Source organism: Chitinophaga oryzae, from assembly GCF_012516375.2.
In the GTDB taxonomy this organism is placed as follows: domain Bacteria; phylum Bacteroidota; class Bacteroidia; order Chitinophagales; family Chitinophagaceae; genus Chitinophaga; species Chitinophaga oryzae.
Genome location: NZ_CP051204.2, coordinates 6,507,216 through 6,526,742 on the forward strand (window position 1 = coordinate 6,507,216; position 19,527 = coordinate 6,526,742).

Genomic DNA, 19,527 nt, shown 5'->3' on the forward strand with positions numbered 1-19,527 from the left:
TTGGATATTTGACGGCATTATCAACCTGCTATTCATCATGAAATATCCTGCCCCTCTCCTGTTGATGTTCGTTTTGTGTTGCCGTTTATCTGTCTGTGGCCAGTCGCCCTGGCCGGCCGCCAGAGCCGCTGCCTGGTACCAGCAGCAGGGCTGGTTGCTGGGCGCCAATTTCATTCCGTCTACGGCCGTCAACCAGCTGGAAATGTGGCAGGCCGCCACTTTCGATACCGCCACCATCAGCCGGGAGCTGGGTTACGCCGCAGCCACCGGCTTTAATATCATGCGGGTATATCTGCACCATGTGGCATGGCAGCAGGACCGTGAAGGCTTCAAACAACGCGTGGGGCAATACCTGGACATCGCTTCACGGCATCATATCCGTACCATGTTCGTTTTCTTTGATGACTGCTGGCGCGACAGCTACCAGCCCGGCCTACAGCCGGCGCCTATCCCTGGCGTGCATAACAGTGGGTGGCTCAAAGATCCCGGCGGACTGATAGACCGCGACACTACGCTGATGGATACCCTGCGTATATACGTACAGGATATCATCCGCACCTTTAAACAGGACCAGCGGGTAGCTGTCTGGGATTTATACAACGAACCGGGACATTTTAAACACGGCGCCAAAAGCTGGCCGCTGCTGAAGAATGTGGTGGCCTGGGCACGGGCGGAAGCGCCGGAACAGCCGCTTACCATCGGCATCTGGAACAAGGAGTTCACCGACTTTAACCAATACCAGCTGGAGCAGTCAGATATCATCACCTTTCACAACTACCGTGACAGCGCTTCCATGCAGGAAGCCATTGACACGCTCCGCCGGTATAACCGGCCGGTCATCTGTACGGAGTACATGAAACGCCCCAACAACAGCACTTTCGCCACCCATCTTCCGATGATGAAAAAAGCCGGTGTCGGGGCTATTAACTGGGGGCTGGTAGCGGGTAAAACACAAACCAACTATCCACAGGGAAATAAAGGAGGAGAAGCGGAACCTGTCATCTGGTATCATGATGTTTTCCGGGCGGACGGTACGCCGTTCGATCCGAAAGAAACGGCGTTCATCCGGGAGATGGCAGCGCAGTAAGCGTACAGCTTATTTGGTGTACAGCGGACAACGTTTGATCAGGTACTCCAGCGCTGATTTATAGGCATCTTCCGTATTCCAGAACGCTTTCCTGTTCTGGCTGTAAATAGTTGCGCCCTTATCGTTGTATATCTTCAGGTCCAGTGTGCTCTGATAATTTTGCTGGGTGGTAGCATAAGTGCTGCTGCTGCCGGATGATTTTTTATCGTCGTCCTTTTTATCCTTGTTCTGATAAGAGCTGGAGCCATAGCTTGTTTGAGTCGTTCTGTTCTGCGTTACCATACCATCAACAATATATTCTACTCCCAGAATTCTGGCAATTTCATCCATCGTATAATTCATAATGCTGGCTCTTGTAATGTTGGCTTTGTTCAGCAGTACGTCTGTTCTCCTGGGCTCCAGCACGGTGTATACACCGGAATGCCGGCTGAGCAATGCATAACATTCGTTTTGTACCTGCATGCTGACTTCTTCGGGGGCAGCCTGTCCATCTTTGGTGAACGTAAAAGGTAAAATGGCCACCTTGTTGCGGGAGTCGCCGGTGGCCGCGGGCTGGCTGTCAGCCTGTGCGGGAGCGGGCGCGGTAGCGGCAGCATTAAATGTTTGTACCCTTCCGCTGCTGAACGTGATTTTCCGGATATCGGATTTTTTAACCGAATACACCAGTGTTTCACCGTCATAAGTGAATTTGATATCATTGTCCAGGATTTCCAGGACCTTGCCTTTCATCTCTTCTCCGTTGGTTTTCAGAATGACATCGGTTTTGTTTTGTGCCAGCACAGATAGTGACAGTAAGAGGGTGGTGAGGATGCTCAGGAGGTAGCGCATGTTCGTAGGTTTAAAATTGATTCACAGGAAATTTACAAAAATCTGTCAAACCGGTCAGCAAAACTTTTCATGTACATTTTTTCACCCGGCCTCCTCCTGTGGAATGAAAGAAAAAAGTTACATTTAGTATATGCCCGTAAAGATTCCCTCAGCTTTTTCAACCTGTAAATAATAAATCTATGCATCCTGAAAAAATGTCCCTCGAAAGAAAGCTTTTCCTCCAGAAAGAAACAATTGCCGTTATGAATGCTACCGATGTGGCAGAAGGTCCGCAGGCTATCAGCGCCCCTTATCACACCGCTCTTTCCATGGATTCGCCGGCACGCTGTTTTCCATGCTGCGCAGAGCCGCCGCTCACCTACGAGTGCCGTAACTAAGCAGTATAACAACCGGCATTTTTTTGCACATCTGGTCAGCTGCCCTGTCACACCACCTGTAATGATTCCCGCTGCTTTTTTTTAACCCGTAAACCATAATTTATGCAACCAGAAAAACTGTCCCTCGACAAAAAACTCTTCCTCCAGAAAGAGACGATTGCTGTTATGAACCAAACAGACGTGATCGACGCACCACAGGCTGTGAGTGCACCTTTCCGTACCGCGCTTTCCATGGACACCCCGTTACGTTGCTGGCCCTGCTGTGCAGAACCATCTACCCAATCCGGCTGTCCCAACTGATTTTTTCCTGATGACGTATGGCAGGCATGGTCCTGCCATACTGTTTTTAATCCTTATGTATGACCACCGGTTCCGCGTTGACCCGTATCTACCAGGACCATCTACGGGTACTGGAGTCGAAAACTTATGACCCTTATTTTGGAGAGAGCCTTTTCAAAGGGCCCTGGGGTGTGCTCCTTTATCTTTTTTATTATGAGCGGTATGTTGACAACCGGGCTCCCTGTGCAGGCAGCTGGTTACAACAGCTATACGGTGCGCTCCGGCCGCAGCCTGTGGCCGGCTACTCCTACTGCAATGGCACCACGGGGCCGTTCTGGTTATTGCAACACCTCTATGCTCAACGTTTTATTGACATTGATATCGAAGAATTATCGGCCGGTTATATCCCCGCGGCTATTGCAGAAAGTGAGAAATGCCTCGCGGAGCAGAACTTCGACCTGCTGCATGGCAGCGCCGGTATCTGTCACCATCTGCTGAGCTATGTGCACCTGGAAGCGGTGCGTACGCACCTGGAGAAATTTGTGGCGGCGGTGGCGGCGGCCAGCCGGATGACACCCCATGGCCGCAGCCTTCCCGTGTTCGTATTGTTTGACCCTCCGAGGGAGTCTGGCGTAGACACTTTCAGCCTGGCGCATGGCACCTGTAGCGTGCTGATACTCCTGTCGCGCGCCTGTCTCGCCGGCATCGCCCCGGATACCTGCCGGCAGCTGATCTATGAATGCATCGATTTTATGTGGCACCATCAGAATCCCCGCGTTGCCGGCACCCCTCATGCGCTGTTTCCCGGTATCCTCGATGGACGGGCGCCCTACAGCCGCCTCTCCTGGTGTTACGGCGATTTTAATGTGGCGGTGGCGTTATGGCACTGCGGCAAAGCGCTACAGGAGGAACGCTGGCAACAGCAGGCCCTCGAAGTGATGCATTATACCCTGCGGCGGGATACCGACCAGACAGCAGGTATTGTAGACGCCTGCCTCTGTCACGGCTCCGCAGGCATCGCCGCCTTTTACCGCCGCTTCTGGCATGAAACCGGCGATCCGCTGTTCCGCACAGCCGCTGACCACTGGCATCACAACACCCTGCAAAAAGTAGCCTTCTCAGACCAGGCCGGCGTTTACGGCGTCCGCGGCTGGGAAGGAGTGGATAAACAATGGGAGTACTGCTGGGACCTGCTGGACGGCAGCAGCGGCATCGGGCTGTCGCTTCTGTCTCATACGCTCGACAGTCCGCTGTATTGGGACGAAGCCTTCCTGTTGTCCTGATATAATTTACTTTTCTAATAAGTGAAATATTATTAGTTTACAGTTTTGCAGAAATTAACGCATCTTGCAACCTTACCCACCGTTTTTACCTTGGAAGAACTGACAAAAACAAAGGAACAACCAAATCCGCAGAAGCTTAAAAGAGGCCTGCAAAACAGACACATTCAACTGATTGCACTGGGCGGCGCCATTGGCACCGGCCTGTTTCTGGGCATAGGTCCCGCCGCCGTACTGGCCGGCCCTTCTGTTATCCTCGGATATGCTATGGCAGGCGTCATCGCCTTCTTTATTATGCGCCAGCTGGGCGAAATGGTGGTGGAAGAACCGGTGTCCGGCAGCTTCAGCCACTTTGCCTATAAATACTGGGGCACCTTCGCCGGCTTTGCCTCCGGCTGGAATTACTGGATACTGTATATCCTGGTCAGCATGTCTGAGCTGACCGCCATCGGCGTATATGTGCATTTCTGGTGGCCGGAGATCCCGCTGTGGGCTTCCAGCCTGTTCTTTTTTGTCGCCATTAACGCGCTCAACCTCAGCTCTGTAAAAGTATACGGCGAAGCCGAATTCTGGTTCTCCATCGTAAAGGTGATCGCTATCATCTCCATGATCGTTTTCGGGGTATACCTGCTGATCAGCGGACATGGCGGCGCACAGGCCAGCGTGGAAAACCTCTGGAACGACGGCGGTTTTTTCCCGAAAGGCCTGCTCGATAAAGGCGCCGACGGTAAATACCAGGGCCTCTTCGCAGCCATCGCCATGATCATGTTTTCGTTCGGCGGGCTGGAGCTGATCGGCATCACGGCCGCGGAAGCCGACAAACCGGAGAAAACCATCCCCAGGGCTACCAACCAGGTGATCTACCGCATCCTGATCTTCTACGTGGGCGCTCTTATTATCCTCTTCTCCCTGTCACCCTGGAAAAGCATTACAACAGACAGCAGCCCGTTCGTAATGGTGTTTGAAAGCCTGAAAGGATTTGAGTTTAACCTCTTCGGTAAAACCATCTACTTCACCAGCCTGATCGCCAATGTACTGAACCTCATTGTGCTCACGGCCGCCCTGTCCGTATATAACAGCTGTGTATACAGCAACAGCCGTATGCTGTACGGCCTTGCCCAGCAAGGTAACGCGCCGGCTTTCCTGTCACACCTCAACAAAAATCATGTGCCTGTAAAAGCGACGCTGGTATCTGCACTGTTCGCGGCCATCTGTATTGTGGTGAATAAACTAATCCCGGAACAGGCGCTGGAGGTGCTTATGTCGCTGGTGGTATCCGCCCTGATCATCAACTGGATCATGATCAGCGTGGTACACCTGAAATTCAGACAACATAAAAAACTCGAACAGGTATCCACCAAGTTCCCTTCATTTATCTACCCGCTGTCCAACTATATCTGCCTGGTATTCCTGGTGGGCATCCTTGTACTGATGTGGATCACCGGCATGAAGCTGCCGGTGGAAATGATCCCGGCATGGCTGGTTTTCCTGTATATCTGTTATGCACTTTTAAAGAAAAATAAAACAACGCAGGCGGCCTGACCTGCGCAAGGCATAAAACGGAACGGCCGTCAACGGATATCCGCTGACGGCCGTTTTATTTACGGTGTATTTTTATTCAAACTTCCCGATATACTTCATCCCTAAAACATCACTCATGGCCGCCGCATCTATGGCTGCACATTTATTCACCACGATATCCAAAAGGGCATTGACGGCGGCAGTTATTTTCATCTTATCCGCTTTTAAAATCATTTTCTCCGCGATCGTAAAGTCTTCTATCTGCGTGATGATCATCTCATCCGGCTTTTCTTTCTGACCACTATAATAGAAAGTAATAGCAGCAACTTCCTGCTCGTTCAGTCCGAGCGCTTTGATGATTTTTTTAGGCTGGCCATTTTTAAAGCCGGCCGCCTTTTCAGTCAACATTTCTTTTTCGCCCACCCACAGGTGATGTACGCCGGCATCACCAGCCACCGTTTCCTCCACGCTTCCCAGGTATTGCATGCGCTTCGTGCCCGCCGCTTTTTTGGCCGACAGTTCATTATCTCCGTAAGCAATAAGGGCGTTTACATCAGCCGGTTTGTGCTTCTTCCATAATTTCGCCAGTGCTGCTTCGTCCGCATTGGTATCTTCCGCAACAACGGCGGCATCTATAAAGTTGTCATAATACCGGACGATGATAGCATCTTCATCGTAGGTATCCATCCCGGTTTCTTTACAGAATTCACACCTTCCTGCCTTGTCCGGCTCCGCATCCTGTTGCGGATCTCCTGTGGGAGGCGCATGGTCGTAAACAGCCCAGGCTTCCAGGTATTGCCGCTGGTCCAGATATTTTTCAAACAAAGCTTCCGATTCAAAATTTCCCACCCAAATATGCAGTTTACCCATAGACGTTTTGTTTCAATAAATAACAGCCCGCTAATTTACTTTAAACACCGTCGTCTTTCAGCGGACCGGGAGACAATTTTACATTTTTTCCGTCAGCGTTCCTGCGGTTTGGTCACGTCCACCCATTTCACATTGCCCGACATTTCTTCCATATCGGCGATCGTCATTTTAATGGCGGAATTAGTGCTGCCGCAGGCAGGATATACGGTATCGAAAGCTCTCAGCGACTCGTCGAGATATACGCTAACACGCGGTGCTACACCGAATGGGCATACGCCGCCAACGGCATGACCGATCATTGGTTCTACTTCCCCGAAAGACAACATGCGGGCCTTAAAACCAAATTCGTCTTTAAACTTTTTACTGTCTATTTTATGGTAGCCGGATGCGACGATAAGCAATGCGCCGCCGTTGGCGTCATGCAGGGAGATGGATTTGGCGATCTGCGCACCGTCTACCCCCAGCGCCTGTCCTGCCAGGTCCACCGTAGCGCTGGAAGTAGCCAGTTCAATTATGTCTTTGTCGCGGTTCCACCTCTTCAGATGTTCTCTTACCTTTTCTATAGCCATCGTTGTATCGTTTTGATCAACAATAAATATAGAAAAATAGCGGCAGGAAAAGAGGACACAGATCGTTAAAATGCGGGGGACACAGTATTTTCTTTTTCGGCTTGCCGGATGTTGGCAATACCCTGTATCAGCGCATCCGGGTTAAAGGAAATGCTGTTAATACCCTCTTTTACCAGGAAAGCGGCAAAGTCCGGGAAGTCGCTGGGCGCCTGGCCACAAAGCCCTATCCGTACACCTGCTTTTCGGGCTGCCTGTATCATCATCGCGATCATCTTTTTCGGCGCCGGGTCTTCTTCACTGAAAAGGTCTGCCACCAAAGCCGAATCCCGGTCCAGCCCCAATGTAAGCTGGGTGAGGTCATTGGAACCTATGGAAAACCCATCAAATATTTCAGCGAAAGCGTCTGCTTCGAGCACATTGGAAGGAATTTCCGCCATCACGTACACCTCCAGGCCATCTGCCCGTGAAAGGCCATAGGATGCCATTACGGACAGTACTTTCCTGCCTTCCGCTGCAGTGCGGCAAAACGGGATCATCACTTTGACATTTGTAAGTCCCATTTCTCCCCTGACTTTTTTGATGGCTGCACATTCAAGCCCGAAACCTTCCCTGTACAAGGGGTTATAGTAACGGGACGCTCCCCTGAAACCTAACATCGGGTTTTCCTCCGTTGGCTCAAAGTCTTTTCCTCCCAGCAGTTGCGCGTATTCATTGGTTTTGAAGTCGCTCATGCGCACGATCACATCTTTGGGATAAAAAGCGGCCGCGATGGTGGCAATGCCCTGGGACAATTTGTCTATAAAGAACTGTTGTTTGTTCTCATACTGGCCGGTCAATGCAGCGATCGCCGATTTTTCCCGTTCGTCTTTCAACTGGTCGAAATGTACGAGGGCCATCGGGTGTACCCGGACGGCATGTGTGATAATAAATTCCATTCTTAACAGCCCCACACCGTCATTCGGATAAAAGGACAACCGGAAGGCCTGGTCAGGATCACTGATAATCAACGCCACCTCCGTGCTTTCAGGCATGGTGATATCTGACAGCGCAATGTCCTTTTTCTCATAGGGTAGTTTACCTGCGTATACATAACCTGTTTTTCCTTCACAACAGGACACCGTGATAGCCTCGCCGTCGCGGATGGCCGCTGTGGCGCCCGTAGCGCCCACAATAGCAGGCACGCCTAACTCGCGCGCCACAATAGCGGCGTGACTTGTCCGCCCGCCGCTGTCGGTCACAATAGCCGCCACTTTTTTCAGTACAGGGTCCCAATCGGGGCTCGTATTAACGGTAACCACAATGTCTCCTTCCTGCAGCTGTTCCGCTTCGGCCGGGGAATTGAGCAGGCGTGCAATACCTGTCGCGAGTTTCTCGCCAACAGCATCTCCTTTCACCAGCACCGTTCCTTTTTCTTTCACCACATATTGTTCCCGGCTGGTGACCGCCTTACGGGCATGTACCGTCTCCGGGCGCGCCTGCAGCAGGAACAGTTCACCGCTGACGCCATCTTTTGCCCACTCTATGTCCATCGGGCAATTGTAATGCGCTTCAATGTCCAGCGCCCAGCCAGCCAGCTGATGTATCTCTGCATCATTCAGTACAAAGCGCCGGCGGTCTGCTTCCGCTGTTGGTTTGTTTATCACCGGGGAGGTGGCGCCCGGCGTATCGTCCAGGCACAGGGTCCATGCTTTGTCGCCCAACTTCTTCTGCAGAATCGCATTTTTGCCGGCCCTCAGGGTAGGTTTAAACACATAAAAGTCATCCGGCATAACCCTCCCCTGCACAATATTCTCTCCCAGCCCCCAGATACCGGACAGCAATATGACGTCCCGGAAGCCCGATTCAGGGTCCAGTGTAAAGCCCACGCCCGAGCAACCGTTATCGGTTTGTACCATCTGCTGAATACCGGCTGACAGGGCTATTTTGCCGTGTTCAAACCCATTATCCTCCCGGTACTTGATGGCCCTGTCGGTATAGAGGGAGGCAAAACAATGCTGTACCGCCTGTAATACCGCAGCTTCACCACGTACATTCAAAAAAGACTCGTGTTGTCCTGCAAAGCTGGCTTCCGGCATGTCTTCCGCCGTAGCGCTGCTCCTTACAGCCACAGCCTGCGCTTCCCCGCCTCCCAGGCGCCGGTAGGCATCCGTAATGGCTGTCTTCAGTTCCTCCGGCATCACAGCTCCCAGTATCAGCCTGCGTGCGGCGGCGCCTGTCTCCCCAAGGTTAGAGAAAGTATTACGGTCCAGTTGCTGCATCAGCGCAGCCAGTGGCTGGCGGAGCGCATTGGCGTCCAGGAAGGCCCAAAAGGCCGTTGCCGTAGTGGCAAATCCTGCAGGCACCCGGATTCCCTTGCCGGCCAGTGCTGCCGTCATCTCTCCCAAGGAAGCATTTTTTCCTCCTACAATCCCCACATCTGACAACCGGACGGAGGCAAAGTCCCTGATAAAATGGCTCATATGTAAAAGATTTTATTTGTTATGCGCAATAAACAGAGGCAGGTCCACCGCAGCCATCAGCACATCAGCCATACTTTCGCGGAACCAGCGGGACACGGCGCCCCGGCGGTAGGCTCCCAGCACCACCAGTGTGTCTTTAGGCATATTTTTCAGGTACCGGATGATCTCTGCTTCCGGATCGCCGTCCACAACGTGATAAGCCGCCTCCGGAAAATGACCGTGGATAAAATCACGGATCAGTTGTTTATTCTGCAGGTGGTTGCCTTCTTCATTAACAGACAAAACCGTTACTGTGACCGGAAACTGCGACGCAAGAAGGTAACTGTACATCTTGATAGCGTACACGGATGACGGCTCCCCGTCATAAAGCAGCACTACGTTGGACCAGTCCGGCATCAGCGGAGGTTTGCCCGACGGCGTCAGTAATACAGGGCACTGCACATCCGTAAGGAGGTCCCGTATAAAGCGGGTAGGCGCTTTTGAGGGCTCATGGGTGAACGTTTCCTTCCTGTCTGCCACCAGCAGGTCCGCGTAAATGCTGACTTCCAGCGCCTCCGGCAATGCCAGGTTCCTGTGCCGGTGGATACTGTAAGGGATGCCCGCCTTCTGGCAGGCCGCCTCAAAAGTAACCGCGGCAGCTTTACGGCTGGCTTCGTCCGCGGCCTCCAGGCGGCCGATCGTAGCCGGATCGGCGCCCGATGTCAGCACCTGGTACATGCTAAAACTATTATAGGTGAAGTCTTCCGGCATCACACCGGTAACATGCGCCCGCTGTTGTTGTGCCACCATCAGGGCATATTGTTGCACATTCTCGGAGTACTTCAGGCCATCCAGTATCGCAGCGATCTTTATCATAGTATGGAATTTTATCCAAAGGTCGCCAGAAGTACCTCTAAAGATAATGACCATTATTAGCCCGGAAGGTGATTCCCGTCACTGACCACTATCAAATCGTCCTATGACCGGCATCATTCTACAGAGGGTCTTTTGCTGCTAATTTTATAGTGCAAGTATTCTTCCACTCCTGTTAATACGAATTGTTATGCATGCCAATATTTTTTCCACTACGTATCTGATTGCCAACGGCGTCAGTCTGCTGATCCTGATGTTTGCCATTTTCCGGCCCGTGGTGGCGCAAGCACTGTTATCCCTGCTCTTTACCGGAGCTGGTATTTTTAACGGTATCATGGCCATTATACATCCTGAGCTTTTTATGGCCTACGGCGCCATGACGCCTTACGCTCCGTACGAACAGTTTATCTACGGGGCGTTCAGCCATAATATCACAGCCATCGTACTGGCTATTTCTATCTGCCAGGTGGCCATGGGGGCTTTCATAGGCTATAGGAAACCATATTTACAGCTGGGACTGACCGCCGCCATTATCTTTTTGCTGGCCATCACCCCCCTGGGCGCAGGTGCTGCTTTCCCATGCACCCTTATACTGGTGGCGGCAGCGGTAACGGTGTTATATAAACAGCGCGCTCCGGAGGCGCATGACCTTTATTATACTTTAAGTCATTTCAGGGGATAACAATTTATTTCAAACAATCAGGAATCCGCACTTGTTGTAGCCTATGCCGGTATTAACCGGCCCAATACCTTTGATTTATTCACCCCAATTACAATGCAATGAAAACCGGATTCTTTAAAACCCTTTGTTATTCCCTTGGTATTTCGCTGCTGGCCTTCCCTATCACCGTTGCGGCCTGCACAGGTATTCAGCTGAAAGCCAGGGACGGCGCCATTATCTGCGCCCGCACCATGGAATTTTACAACGATCTCCAGGCCCAGATCGTAGTATTTCCGAGAAATTATCCCTTTAACGCCGTTAGCCCCGGTGGCGCCAATAAAGGCCTCTACTGGAAATCCAGGTACGCTATTGTTGGCATCAACTCCATGGGCAAAGACGCTATAGCCGATGGCATGAATGAAAAAGGCCTTTCGGTGGGTCTGTTCTATTTACCCGGATACGCTGGCTACATGAATGTACCGACCCGCAAAATCGCCAGGTCCATCAGCTCTACAGACGTATCTGCATGGCTGTTGTCCAACTTCGCTACGGTAGACCAGGTAAAGCGGGCCGTCGACAGCGGTATCCTGATCAACAAAGGCATCCCTCTGTACATCAACGGCGGCATTCCGTTCCCCCTGCATTACAATGTGCATGACGCGGAAGGCAAGTCGCTGGTGATAGAATGCGTCAACGGGAAGCTGTACTCTTACTACAACCCGTTGGGCGTGTTGACCAACGCTCCCACGTTTGACTGGCACCTCGCCAACCTGCAGCAGTACCTGAACTCCCGCCCCAACGACGCCTGTATGAAACCAGACGACTCACTCCGTTCCTTCCGGCATGGCAACGGCCTGGCAGGCATTCCCGGCGACTTCACCCCATCCTCCCGCTTTGTACGCGCCGTAGCATATACCCAAAGCGTAGATCCCTGTCCAACCGCCTATGAAGCGGTCACCCAGGCCTTCCAGATCCTCAACGCCTTTGATATTCCCAAAGGAGTGATCAAAGACCCGGCACATCCCGGCAATAACGTGTATACGCTGTGGACCTGCGCCAGTGACCTGAGAAACAAACGCCTCTATTTCCATACCGTCAACAACAGGACCCTGCATATGATTGACCTCGGAAAGTACGCCGACACAGACAAGGTGCTCTTCTTCCCGATGGACGATCCCATGGAAGTAGTCCAGAACTGACCCGGTTTTTTATCACACATATACTCCCGTGATCCTATTTTTATAGTAGATTGCGGGGGTATTTTTTGCTGCAGGTCAACCGACAATCTGACCAACTTTACCGACTAATGAACCTTTGATAACAGTTCAGATCGGCTGAACTTTGCACAGTCCGAAAACAACAGCACTGCGAACAAATATTATGGCACAACGGAAAGTACAGGGAGGGATCATAAAACAGGCGGAGTTCATTCGCAGCGCCGGGTTGGAAGACCTCCTGGGCATCGGTCTTTTTATCTCCACGGATATTAACATGGCAGACTATGATCATGTTAAATCCAATTTCCGGTCGGACTTCACCAGCATACTACTCATACAGCAGGGAAAGATGCTGGGTACCCTGGACAGGGATGTGTACGAGCTGGGACCCGATAATCTGCTGCTGATCCCTCCGCATACCATGAAAAAGTCTGTGGCCGTGGACAGCACCTGTATTGCCTCCGCGCTTAATTTCACTTTTGATTTCCTGGTGGACATCGGTATCTCCGCTACTAAAATAGAGCTGTACGACTATTTTACTTCGAAGTATTCTCCTCACTGGAAACTGTCGCCGGCGGAGGCGCAGCTGATGCGCTCCCACTTCCGGCAGCTGGATGCCCGCATGGAAGAGCTGAAAAACAAGCAGCCGTTCGCCAAAGAGAAACTACAGCATACTTTCCTGTTGTTTCTCTATGAACTGGCTACGCTCAGCACCATCCATACGGAGTTAAAAAACCCGGCTGTTTCCAGGAAGGAAAGCCTGGTGATCCGCTTTACCAACCTGGTACAGGCACATTTCAGAAGCCAGCGCAATGTGCAGCAATATGCGGAACAGCTGTTCGTCACCGCCAAATACCTCACAGAAACGGTGAAAGAATATACCGGTAAGAGTGCCGGTGAGATCATTGACGACTACGTGGTGCTGGAAGCCAAACTGTTGCTCGACAATCCTAAACTCAGTATTGCCGAGATTACAGAAATGCTGCATTTCAGCGACCAGTCTTTTTTTGGTAAATACTTTAAACGCCATACCGGCTACTCGCCCAAAGCATTCCGGGCGCAGAGCCAATAATGTTTCCCCCGGAATTTATTGTTACTAACAGTGTAACAGTTGTAGGTTTTAATTACAGGCCGATGCACTCCTGCTCCGGCCTTATTTTCGTATATACATGACAGTTAACCTGTAAAAAACAACCGACTTTCAGACCAGATTTCCCGATTTATCAACCTTTTCCGGCCTTTTTATGACGGGTAATTTTGTTGCGCGAAAACAATCTGTATTCAATCATACAATAAAATAAGATTATGCCGATGACGTACAAACCCGTTTCTTCTTTGATCCTCGCCACCCTGCTGGCCGCCTGCGGCAGCAAGGAAGTACGGCAGGAGCAACAGGCACCGGTAAAAGTGACCGCCACCAAAGTCAGCTACAATGATATGCCGCAGACCTTCACCTACTCCGGCACCATAGAGCCTGACAACACCGCCGATATTGGTTTTGCCGTACCGGGCGTAGTCAACGGCATCCTCGTGGAAGAGGGGCAGCAGGTACAACAGGGTCAGTTGCTGGCCACCCTCGACGCTACGGAATACAGCAATGCGCTGGCCATCGCCAGTGCGGGGCTGAACCAGGCGGAAGACCTGTATGGCCGCCTGCATGATCTGTACCAGAAAGGAAGCCTTCCCGCCAAAGATTATATCGACATCCAGACCAAACTGGCGCAGGCCAAAGCCAACAAGGCTATCAGCGCCAAACGCATCGCCGACAGCAAATTGTATGCGCCGATCACCGGTATCATCAGCGCCCGTAAGATAGAAAGAGGCAGCGCAGCCGCCCCCGGTGTACCGGCATTCACCATTGTAAAAACAGACATGGTATATGCCCGTGCTTCCGTGCCTGAAAGTGAAGTAGGCGCCATCTCCCGCGGCGGCAGCGCCAAAGTATATATCCCGACGTTGCAGGACAGCATGGAAGGTAAAATCACCATCATCAATCCACAGGCTGATGCTGCCTCCCGCACCTATAGCATCAAAATAAAATTATCCAATAGCAACGGACGGCTGCTTCCCGGTATGCTGGCTGACATCCGGCTGAACACCGGCAGAAGCGCCAACAACCTGACAGTTCCCGCCACCGCCGTAGTGCGTGATGCCGATGACCTTACCTATGTCTTCATCACCAACGGACAACGGCAGGCTGTCCGTAAAAGAGTCACCGTAGGCGCCCTCACCGGCAAAAACGAAGTCGTGATCACCACCGGCCTGCAGGGCGGCGAACAAGTGATCACCTCGGGGCTTACCAACATCAAAGACGGTACCGCTGTAAGCCTGTAACCGCCATTATTCAGTATGACCAACAACGGAAGTATGAAAAAAGCAAAAATAAGTTTCATAGAAGCGGCCATGCAGTTCAAACAGGTGACCATCGTTGTGGTGGCACTGTTACTGCTGCTGGGGCTTTATTCCCTCCTGAACATGCCCAGGGCGGAGAACCCAAAGATAGATATGCCAACAGCCATGGTATATGCTTTCTATCCGGGCGCCGACGAAGTGCAGATGGAAAAACAGGTGACCAATAAAATTGAACAATACCTGTTCTCCTTTGAAGAAGTGAACAAAGAGAAAACCAAGTCACAAACGAAAGACGGACAGGTTTTCATCACCGTAGAACTGCATACCAGCATCAAAGACCGGAAGAAGTTCTGGAGCACCCTGCAACACGGCCTTAACAGCGCCGCCCCGCAAATACTGCCACAAGGCGTAATAGGCCCGGTAGTGAACAGCAACTTCGGTGACGTAACAGCACAGATCATCACCGTGTCTTCCCCCCAACGCAGCTACGCAGAAATAGAAAAATACCTGGATAAAATAGAAGACGGGCTCAAGACTATTCCGGAAGTGTCTAAAATAAACCGATCCGGTGGCCAGAAGCAACAGCTCTATGTAACAATCGACGATCAGAAAATGCAGCAGTATGGTTTTGACCTGTCTACTATTATCCGGACGCTGCAGATGCAAAACATTACCGGTTACTCCGGCGAGATGACCATTGCCTCCAACACCTTCCCTGTGTTCACCAACAGCCGGTACAAAACAGCAGACGACCTGGGCAACCAAATCATTTATACCACGCCACAAGGCACGGTGGTACGCCTGCGCGACGTGGCCCGCATAGAGCGGCGCTATGAAGAACCGGCTTCGTTTATCCGTATCGGTGAAGACAAAGTAATGATGCTCGCCATTGAAATGCAGCCGGGCAATAACATCGTACAGTTTGGTCACCTCGTGGAAGACAGGCTGAAAGCACTCGGACAGGAACTGCCACCAGATGTAAAAATCAAGACCATCGTGAACCAGCCGGAAGTGGTGGGTGAAAGCATCCGGCACTTTATGAAAGAATTCGGCCTGGCTATCGCCTCCGTGATCATCGTGGTGATGTTGCTGCTGCCTTTACGCGTAGCCGCCGTATCCTCCCTCGCCGCTCCCATCTCCATCCTGATCACCTTCGGGCTGATCAACATCATGGGCATAGAGCTGCACCAGGTAACGCTGGCCGCCCTGATTATCGTACTGGGCATGGTAGTGGACAATGCCATTGTAGTGGTAGACAACTACATCGAAAAGCTCGATGAGGGCATCACGCCCTGGACAGCCGCCTGGCAGGCCGCCAAACAGTTGTCGCTCCCCATTTTTACCGCCACGCTGGCCATCATCTTCGCCTTTGCACCGCTGGCGCTCTTTATGCACGGCATATCCAAAGACTTCATCGCCGCCCTTCCGGTGACGGTCGCCGTAGCGCTGATCACCTCTATGGCCGTGGCTTTGCTGCTCACGCCGTACACCTGCTACGTGTTCATCAAAAAAGGATTAAAACATAAAGTCAGCACCGCCAAAAAAAGTAAAAGCCTGCTGGACAGGCTGCAACACGGCTTCAACATCGCTGCTGAAGCAGCTTTTAGTTATCCCAGAACAACCGTGGGCATAGCCGTGGCGGCAGTTATCATTGCCGTGGTACTGGCAGGGAAAGTAAAACAGGAGTTTTTCCCGCTGAGTGAAAGCAAACAATTCAATGCGGAAATATGGATGGCCAACGGCACATCCCTTGAAGAGACAGAGCGGGTGGTGAAACTGGTAGAGCAGGCGTTGCAGAAAGACAAGCGGGTGACCGGCATCGCCAGCTTCGTGGGTTCCAGTTCCCCCCGTTTTAACGTAACCTATGCGCCGGAGATGCCGCGGCGGAACTTCGCACAGGTGTTCATCACCACCACCGGCAGCGATGCCACCAATGAACTGGTGAAAGAATACCTCCCGAAGTTTGAGAACTTCATCCCTAACGGGAACATACGCCTGCGGCAGTTGAGCATGCAGGAAGGTTCTCCGCTGGCCGTCCGCGTTATCGGCGACAACCTGAGCGACCAGAAAAAGGTGGCGGAGCAGGTGAAAGAGATACTGCAGCGTACCCCGGGCACCAACTGGGTGCGGTCTGATTATGAAGACGACTACCTGGGTGTGAGCCTGAATATCAAAGAAGATGCAGCGGCCAGGCTGGGCGTGCCCAACCAGCTGATCACACAGACGATAGGCGCCGGCCTCAAAGGTTTTGCCGTATCCCAACTATGGGAAGGCGATAAACCGGTAGATATCTTTCTGCGCATGGAAGCCGGCAGCCGCAAGGACTTCAACGATCTGGGCAACCTGCATCTCAACAGCCTGTACGGTGCTAAGGTGCCCCTGAAGGAAGTAGCCTCGCTGGAACCCTCCTGGCATACCGGTGTGATAGCCCACCGCAATGGCCTGCGTACGCTCACCGTATTGTCCGAAGCACAGAAAGGCATTATGGCCTCAGAGATACTAAAGAAAGCACAACCCGAAATCGAAAAGCTGCAGCTGCCTGCCGGCATCCGTATACAGTATGGCGGCGACGCGGAATCTTCCGGTGAGAATGCGCCGGGGATGGGCAAAGCGTTGGGCACCAGCCTCGTCCTGATCCTGCTCACGCTGTTGTTCCAGTTCAAAACCTTCGGTAAAACGCTGATCATCCTTGCCACATTTCCATTAAGCCTGCTGGGAGCGTTCCTCGGGCTGTATCTCACCGGCAACCCGATGGGCATGACCGCCTTCATGGGCATTATCAGCCTGATCGGCATTGTGGTACGTAACGGTATTATCCTGGTAGACTATGCCGATGAGCTGGTCCGCGACCACGACTATACGATAAAAGCAGCTGCACTCGCCGCCGCCAAACGCCGTATGCGTCCCATTTTCCTGACATCGGCGGCTGCCGCTATCGGCGTGGTGCCGATGATCATCGGCAAGTCACCGCTGTGGGCGCCCCTGGGCAGTGTACTGGCCTCCGGCCTGATCGTGTCCATGATATTGACGCTGTTTGTTGTGCCCGTGCTGTACTACCTGTTTGTACGCCCGGCGCCCGCACCGGTGGTAGCACCGGACCACGACACGGAAATCATGTATAAACCGGCCCATTAATTTATCCGCAGGCGGCCGTGGCGCCGCCTGCCTGTAAAAAAGATACGCATGAACTTCAGAATCATATGCACGCTGGCAACAGCCATGGCCGTACAACAGGCATCTGCGCAGCCGCCCGTTCTCACTATCGCCGACTGCCAGCAGATGGCGGTCACACAAAATAAAAAGATCAAAGCCGCACAGTACCAGGTGGACGCTGCCAATGCGGCCGTGCAGTCAGCTAACGCCGGCGCCTACCCTTCTATCGACGGCTCCGTGATGGGCATCTACCTCGGCAAACCAATAGGCGGCGCGCTCAACGGCATGATCCCCGAGTACGCGGGCACCGCCTCCGTGTCTGTCACCCAACCCATCTATGCCGGGGGGAAAATACAGCTGGGCAAAGCCGCTGCCGCCAAAGGCGTCGCCATACAACAGGAACAGAAAGCGCTTTCCACCGCCGAAGTATTGTTCAATGTCAATAAAGCCTACTGGCAGGTGGTGCAGGTAAAGGAAAAGATCATCCTTGCCCAAAAATACCAGGAGATGTTGCAGGGCTTACAGCGGGAGTTGAAAAACGCTTATGACGCGGGGCTTATCTATAAGAATGATTTGCTGCGTGTGGAAGTAAACCTCAACGAAGCCTCGCTGCAGCTCCACCAGGCACACGACGGACTGGTGATGGCCAAACTGGCACTGGCACAGGTGACAGGCATGCCCGGGCAGACCGATTTTAACGTAGCCGACTCCGTTAGTGGCGACTTCCCCGGGCTGGCGGCACAGGACCTGGCCACTGCCGCGGAAAACAGGCCCGAGATACGGCTGCTCCGCCAGGTGCTGGAAGTGGAGCTGCTACAGCGCAAGCTGCTGAAAGCCGATTTCCTGCCCACCTTCGGCGTGAGCGCTTCCGGGCTAGGTACCGCCGGTAAAAAAGTGAACATCAGCAACGGCAAAGACCTGATGGCTTCCTGGTATGGCCTCGCCAGTATCAGCGTTCCCATCTTCGACTGGGGTAAAAAAGCCGGCAAGGTAAAGGAACAGTCCATGAAGATCGCCGCCCGTCAGCAGGAGCTGGACAATACCAAAGAGCTGGTGGACCTGGAAGTACAGCAGGCTTACCTGGCGCTGAACCAGTCCGTGAAAAAAATCCGCACCTCGCGCCTGTCGCTCGAACAGGCCGCCGAAAATCTCAAGCTGGCCAACGACCGCCTCAAGGCAGGCACCATTACCGGCAAAGACGTGCTGGAAGCACAGACGATATGGCAACAGGCATACAGCAGCACTATTGACAGTAAGGTAGAATACAGGATACAGGAAGCGGCATACAAAAAAGCAACCGGCACTTTGCATTAACCTACATAAAACAATGTTGTATGAAAGAAGAATGGCATCAGCTGCTCGACAGCAGTATTTCCCTCTTTGCCCGGAAAGGGATACGGGCTACCAGCACAGACGAAATTGCCCGGGACTGCGGGCTCCACAAACGATGCTTCTATGAACATTTCAACAGCAAAGAAAGCCTGGTAGCCCGTATTATACACACCTGGCTGGAAAAAACGGAACGGTACCTGTCATTCAACCGGCACATCTCTTCCAGCGCCGTCATCGAGATGAGCAATTTTTTCCGTGTATCCGAAAGGGTGGTACAGACGACACAGCCGGTTTTTTTCCGTGACTTACAGGAGCTGTATCCGGCCATATGGGACAGTGTGGTACAGTTCCGCGAAGGACCGCTGGCGGTCTTCCTGCGGCAGAATATCCAACGGGGGCAGAAGGAAGATGTGTACCGCCGCAACCTTGACCTGGTACTGTTGGAAAAACTGTACTTCACCCCTTTGCAGCTGGTCATGGAAGACAGGATACCACCGGACTGCCCTATTTCCAGCGCCTGCCGGGAGTTGAATATTATTTATCTCCATGGGCTGGTGAACCTGAAGGGCATGAAACTGATCTATGAGAAACAGGTAAATTAAACCCAGGGGCACTGGTATCTACCGGTGCTTCCTTTTTTACCGTTGCCCCCCGGTAATACCAATAAGGCTGAAAAAGCCGCCGCCTGTC

The 19,527-nt window shown here is 52.4% G+C and carries 17 protein-coding genes; 12 read left to right on the top strand and 5 right to left on the bottom strand.

What is annotated here, in order from left to right; all coding sequences use genetic code 11:
• Positions 1–37 precede the first annotated feature (37 nt).
• Positions 38–1,087, top strand: coding sequence for a cellulase family glycosylhydrolase (locus tag HF324_RS25485; RefSeq protein ID WP_220101237.1), 1,050 nt, complete (start codon positions 38–40; stop codon positions 1,085–1,087).
• 9 nt (positions 1,088–1,096) lie between these two features.
• Here HF324_RS25485 and HF324_RS25490 read toward each other — a convergent pair whose 3' ends face one another.
• The gene (locus HF324_RS25490; protein WP_168805623.1) at positions 1,097–1,915 is read right to left on the bottom strand and encodes a CsgG/HfaB family protein; all 819 of its coding nucleotides are present in this window, start codon (positions 1,913–1,915) and stop codon (positions 1,097–1,099) included.
• Between the two features lie 179 nt (positions 1,916–2,094).
• On the opposite strand from HF324_RS25490, the gene HF324_RS25495 reads away from it, so the two are divergent.
• The 4 genes from HF324_RS25495 to HF324_RS25510 all read left to right on the top strand — a co-directional run bounded on the left by HF324_RS25495 (position 2,095) and on the right by HF324_RS25510 (position 5,393).
• Positions 2,095–2,292, top strand: coding sequence for a class I lanthipeptide (locus HF324_RS25495; RefSeq protein WP_168805625.1), 198 nt, complete (start codon positions 2,095–2,097; stop codon positions 2,290–2,292).
• 102 nt (positions 2,293–2,394) lie between these two features.
• Complete coding sequence (locus tag HF324_RS25500; RefSeq protein ID WP_168805627.1) at positions 2,395–2,592, top strand: class I lanthipeptide; 198 nt, start codon at positions 2,395–2,397, stop codon at positions 2,590–2,592.
• A 59-nt stretch (positions 2,593–2,651) separates the two neighbouring features.
• The gene (locus HF324_RS25505) at positions 2,652–3,854 is read left to right on the top strand and encodes a lanthionine synthetase C family protein (protein ID WP_168805629.1); all 1,203 of its coding nucleotides are present in this window, start codon (positions 2,652–2,654) and stop codon (positions 3,852–3,854) included.
• A 90-nt stretch (positions 3,855–3,944) separates the two neighbouring features.
• Positions 3,945–5,393, top strand: coding sequence for an amino acid permease (locus HF324_RS25510; protein WP_220100619.1), 1,449 nt, complete (start codon positions 3,945–3,947; stop codon positions 5,391–5,393).
• A 72-nt stretch (positions 5,394–5,465) separates the two neighbouring features.
• Here the strand turns inward: HF324_RS25510 and HF324_RS25515 are convergent, their stop codons facing one another.
• From HF324_RS25515 to HF324_RS25530, 4 genes are all read right to left on the bottom strand, one after another.
• Positions 5,466–6,242 (bottom strand): immunity 22 family protein, encoded by a 777-nt coding sequence (locus HF324_RS25515; RefSeq protein ID WP_168861147.1) that lies wholly within the window; start codon positions 6,240–6,242, stop codon positions 5,466–5,468.
• Positions 6,243–6,334: 92 nt separating this feature from the next.
• Entirely contained in the window at positions 6,335–6,811 is a 477-nt protein-coding gene (locus HF324_RS25520) for a YbaK/EbsC family protein (RefSeq protein WP_168861148.1), read from the bottom strand.
• Positions 6,812–6,876: 65 nt separating this feature from the next.
• Complete coding sequence (gene ppsA, locus HF324_RS25525; RefSeq protein WP_168861149.1) at positions 6,877–9,270, bottom strand: phosphoenolpyruvate synthase; 2,394 nt, start codon at positions 9,268–9,270, stop codon at positions 6,877–6,879.
• 12 nt (positions 9,271–9,282) lie between these two features.
• Positions 9,283–10,125: a putative universal stress family protein gene (locus tag HF324_RS25530; RefSeq protein ID WP_168805637.1), complete on the bottom strand. Its 843-nt coding sequence runs from the start codon at positions 10,123–10,125 to the stop codon at positions 9,283–9,285.
• A 187-nt stretch (positions 10,126–10,312) separates the two neighbouring features.
• Between HF324_RS25530 and HF324_RS25535 the strand changes: the two genes are divergently transcribed.
• The 7 genes from HF324_RS25535 to HF324_RS25565 all read left to right on the top strand — a co-directional run bounded on the left by HF324_RS25535 (position 10,313) and on the right by HF324_RS25565 (position 19,439).
• The gene (locus HF324_RS25535; RefSeq protein WP_168805639.1) at positions 10,313–10,804 is read left to right on the top strand and encodes a hypothetical protein; all 492 of its coding nucleotides are present in this window, start codon (positions 10,313–10,315) and stop codon (positions 10,802–10,804) included.
• Between the two features lie 98 nt (positions 10,805–10,902).
• On the top strand, positions 10,903–11,982 hold the full coding sequence (locus tag HF324_RS25540) for a linear amide C-N hydrolase (protein WP_168805641.1): 1,080 nt from the start codon (positions 10,903–10,905) through the stop codon (positions 11,980–11,982).
• Between the two features lie 181 nt (positions 11,983–12,163).
• Entirely contained in the window at positions 12,164–13,072 is a 909-nt protein-coding gene (locus HF324_RS25545; RefSeq protein WP_168861150.1) for a helix-turn-helix domain-containing protein, read from the top strand.
• A 239-nt stretch (positions 13,073–13,311) separates the two neighbouring features.
• Complete coding sequence (locus HF324_RS25550) at positions 13,312–14,334, top strand: efflux RND transporter periplasmic adaptor subunit (protein WP_168861151.1); 1,023 nt, start codon at positions 13,312–13,314, stop codon at positions 14,332–14,334.
• A 33-nt stretch (positions 14,335–14,367) separates the two neighbouring features.
• Positions 14,368–17,487 (top strand): efflux RND transporter permease subunit, encoded by a 3,120-nt coding sequence (locus HF324_RS25555; protein ID WP_220101238.1) that lies wholly within the window; start codon positions 14,368–14,370, stop codon positions 17,485–17,487.
• A gap of 48 nt (positions 17,488–17,535) precedes the next feature.
• Positions 17,536–18,819 (top strand): TolC family protein, encoded by a 1,284-nt coding sequence (locus tag HF324_RS25560; protein ID WP_168861152.1) that lies wholly within the window; start codon positions 17,536–17,538, stop codon positions 18,817–18,819.
• Positions 18,820–18,839: 20 nt separating this feature from the next.
• Positions 18,840–19,439: a TetR/AcrR family transcriptional regulator gene (locus HF324_RS25565; RefSeq protein ID WP_168861153.1), complete on the top strand. Its 600-nt coding sequence runs from the start codon at positions 18,840–18,842 to the stop codon at positions 19,437–19,439.
• The last annotated feature ends 88 nt before the right edge of the window (positions 19,440–19,527 follow it).

Bases quoted from the DNA above. Each gene is read 5' to 3' on its own strand.
- HF324_RS25495 (WP_168805625.1), top strand. From the start codon at position 2,095: ATGCATCCTGAAAAAATGTCCCTCGAAAGAAAGCTTTTCCTCCAGAAA.
- HF324_RS25530 (WP_168805637.1), bottom strand. From the start codon at position 10,125: ATGATAAAGATCGCTGCGATACTGGATGGCCTGAAGTACTCCGAGAAT.
- ppsA (WP_168861149.1), bottom strand. From the start codon at position 9,270: ATGAGCCATTTTATCAGGGACTTTGCCTCCGTCCGGTTGTCAGATGTG.
- HF324_RS25500 (WP_168805627.1), top strand. From the start codon at position 2,395: ATGCAACCAGAAAAACTGTCCCTCGACAAAAAACTCTTCCTCCAGAAA.
- HF324_RS25490 (WP_168805623.1), bottom strand. From the start codon at position 1,915: ATGCGCTACCTCCTGAGCATCCTCACCACCCTCTTACTGTCACTATCT.
- HF324_RS25520 (WP_168861148.1), bottom strand. From the start codon at position 6,811: ATGGCTATAGAAAAGGTAAGAGAACATCTGAAGAGGTGGAACCGCGAC.
- HF324_RS25540 (WP_168805641.1), top strand. From the start codon at position 10,903: ATGAAAACCGGATTCTTTAAAACCCTTTGTTATTCCCTTGGTATTTCG.
- HF324_RS25485 (WP_220101237.1), top strand. From the start codon at position 38: ATGAAATATCCTGCCCCTCTCCTGTTGATGTTCGTTTTGTGTTGCCGT.
- HF324_RS25550 (WP_168861151.1), top strand. From the start codon at position 13,312: ATGACGTACAAACCCGTTTCTTCTTTGATCCTCGCCACCCTGCTGGCC.
- HF324_RS25565 (WP_168861153.1), top strand. From the start codon at position 18,840: ATGAAAGAAGAATGGCATCAGCTGCTCGACAGCAGTATTTCCCTCTTT.
- HF324_RS25555 (WP_220101238.1), top strand. From the start codon at position 14,368: ATGAAAAAAGCAAAAATAAGTTTCATAGAAGCGGCCATGCAGTTCAAA.
- HF324_RS25545 (WP_168861150.1), top strand. From the start codon at position 12,164: ATGGCACAACGGAAAGTACAGGGAGGGATCATAAAACAGGCGGAGTTC.
- HF324_RS25515 (WP_168861147.1), bottom strand. From the start codon at position 6,242: ATGGGTAAACTGCATATTTGGGTGGGAAATTTTGAATCGGAAGCTTTG.
- HF324_RS25505 (WP_168805629.1), top strand. From the start codon at position 2,652: ATGACCACCGGTTCCGCGTTGACCCGTATCTACCAGGACCATCTACGG.
- HF324_RS25535 (WP_168805639.1), top strand. From the start codon at position 10,313: ATGCATGCCAATATTTTTTCCACTACGTATCTGATTGCCAACGGCGTC.
- HF324_RS25560 (WP_168861152.1), top strand. From the start codon at position 17,536: ATGAACTTCAGAATCATATGCACGCTGGCAACAGCCATGGCCGTACAA.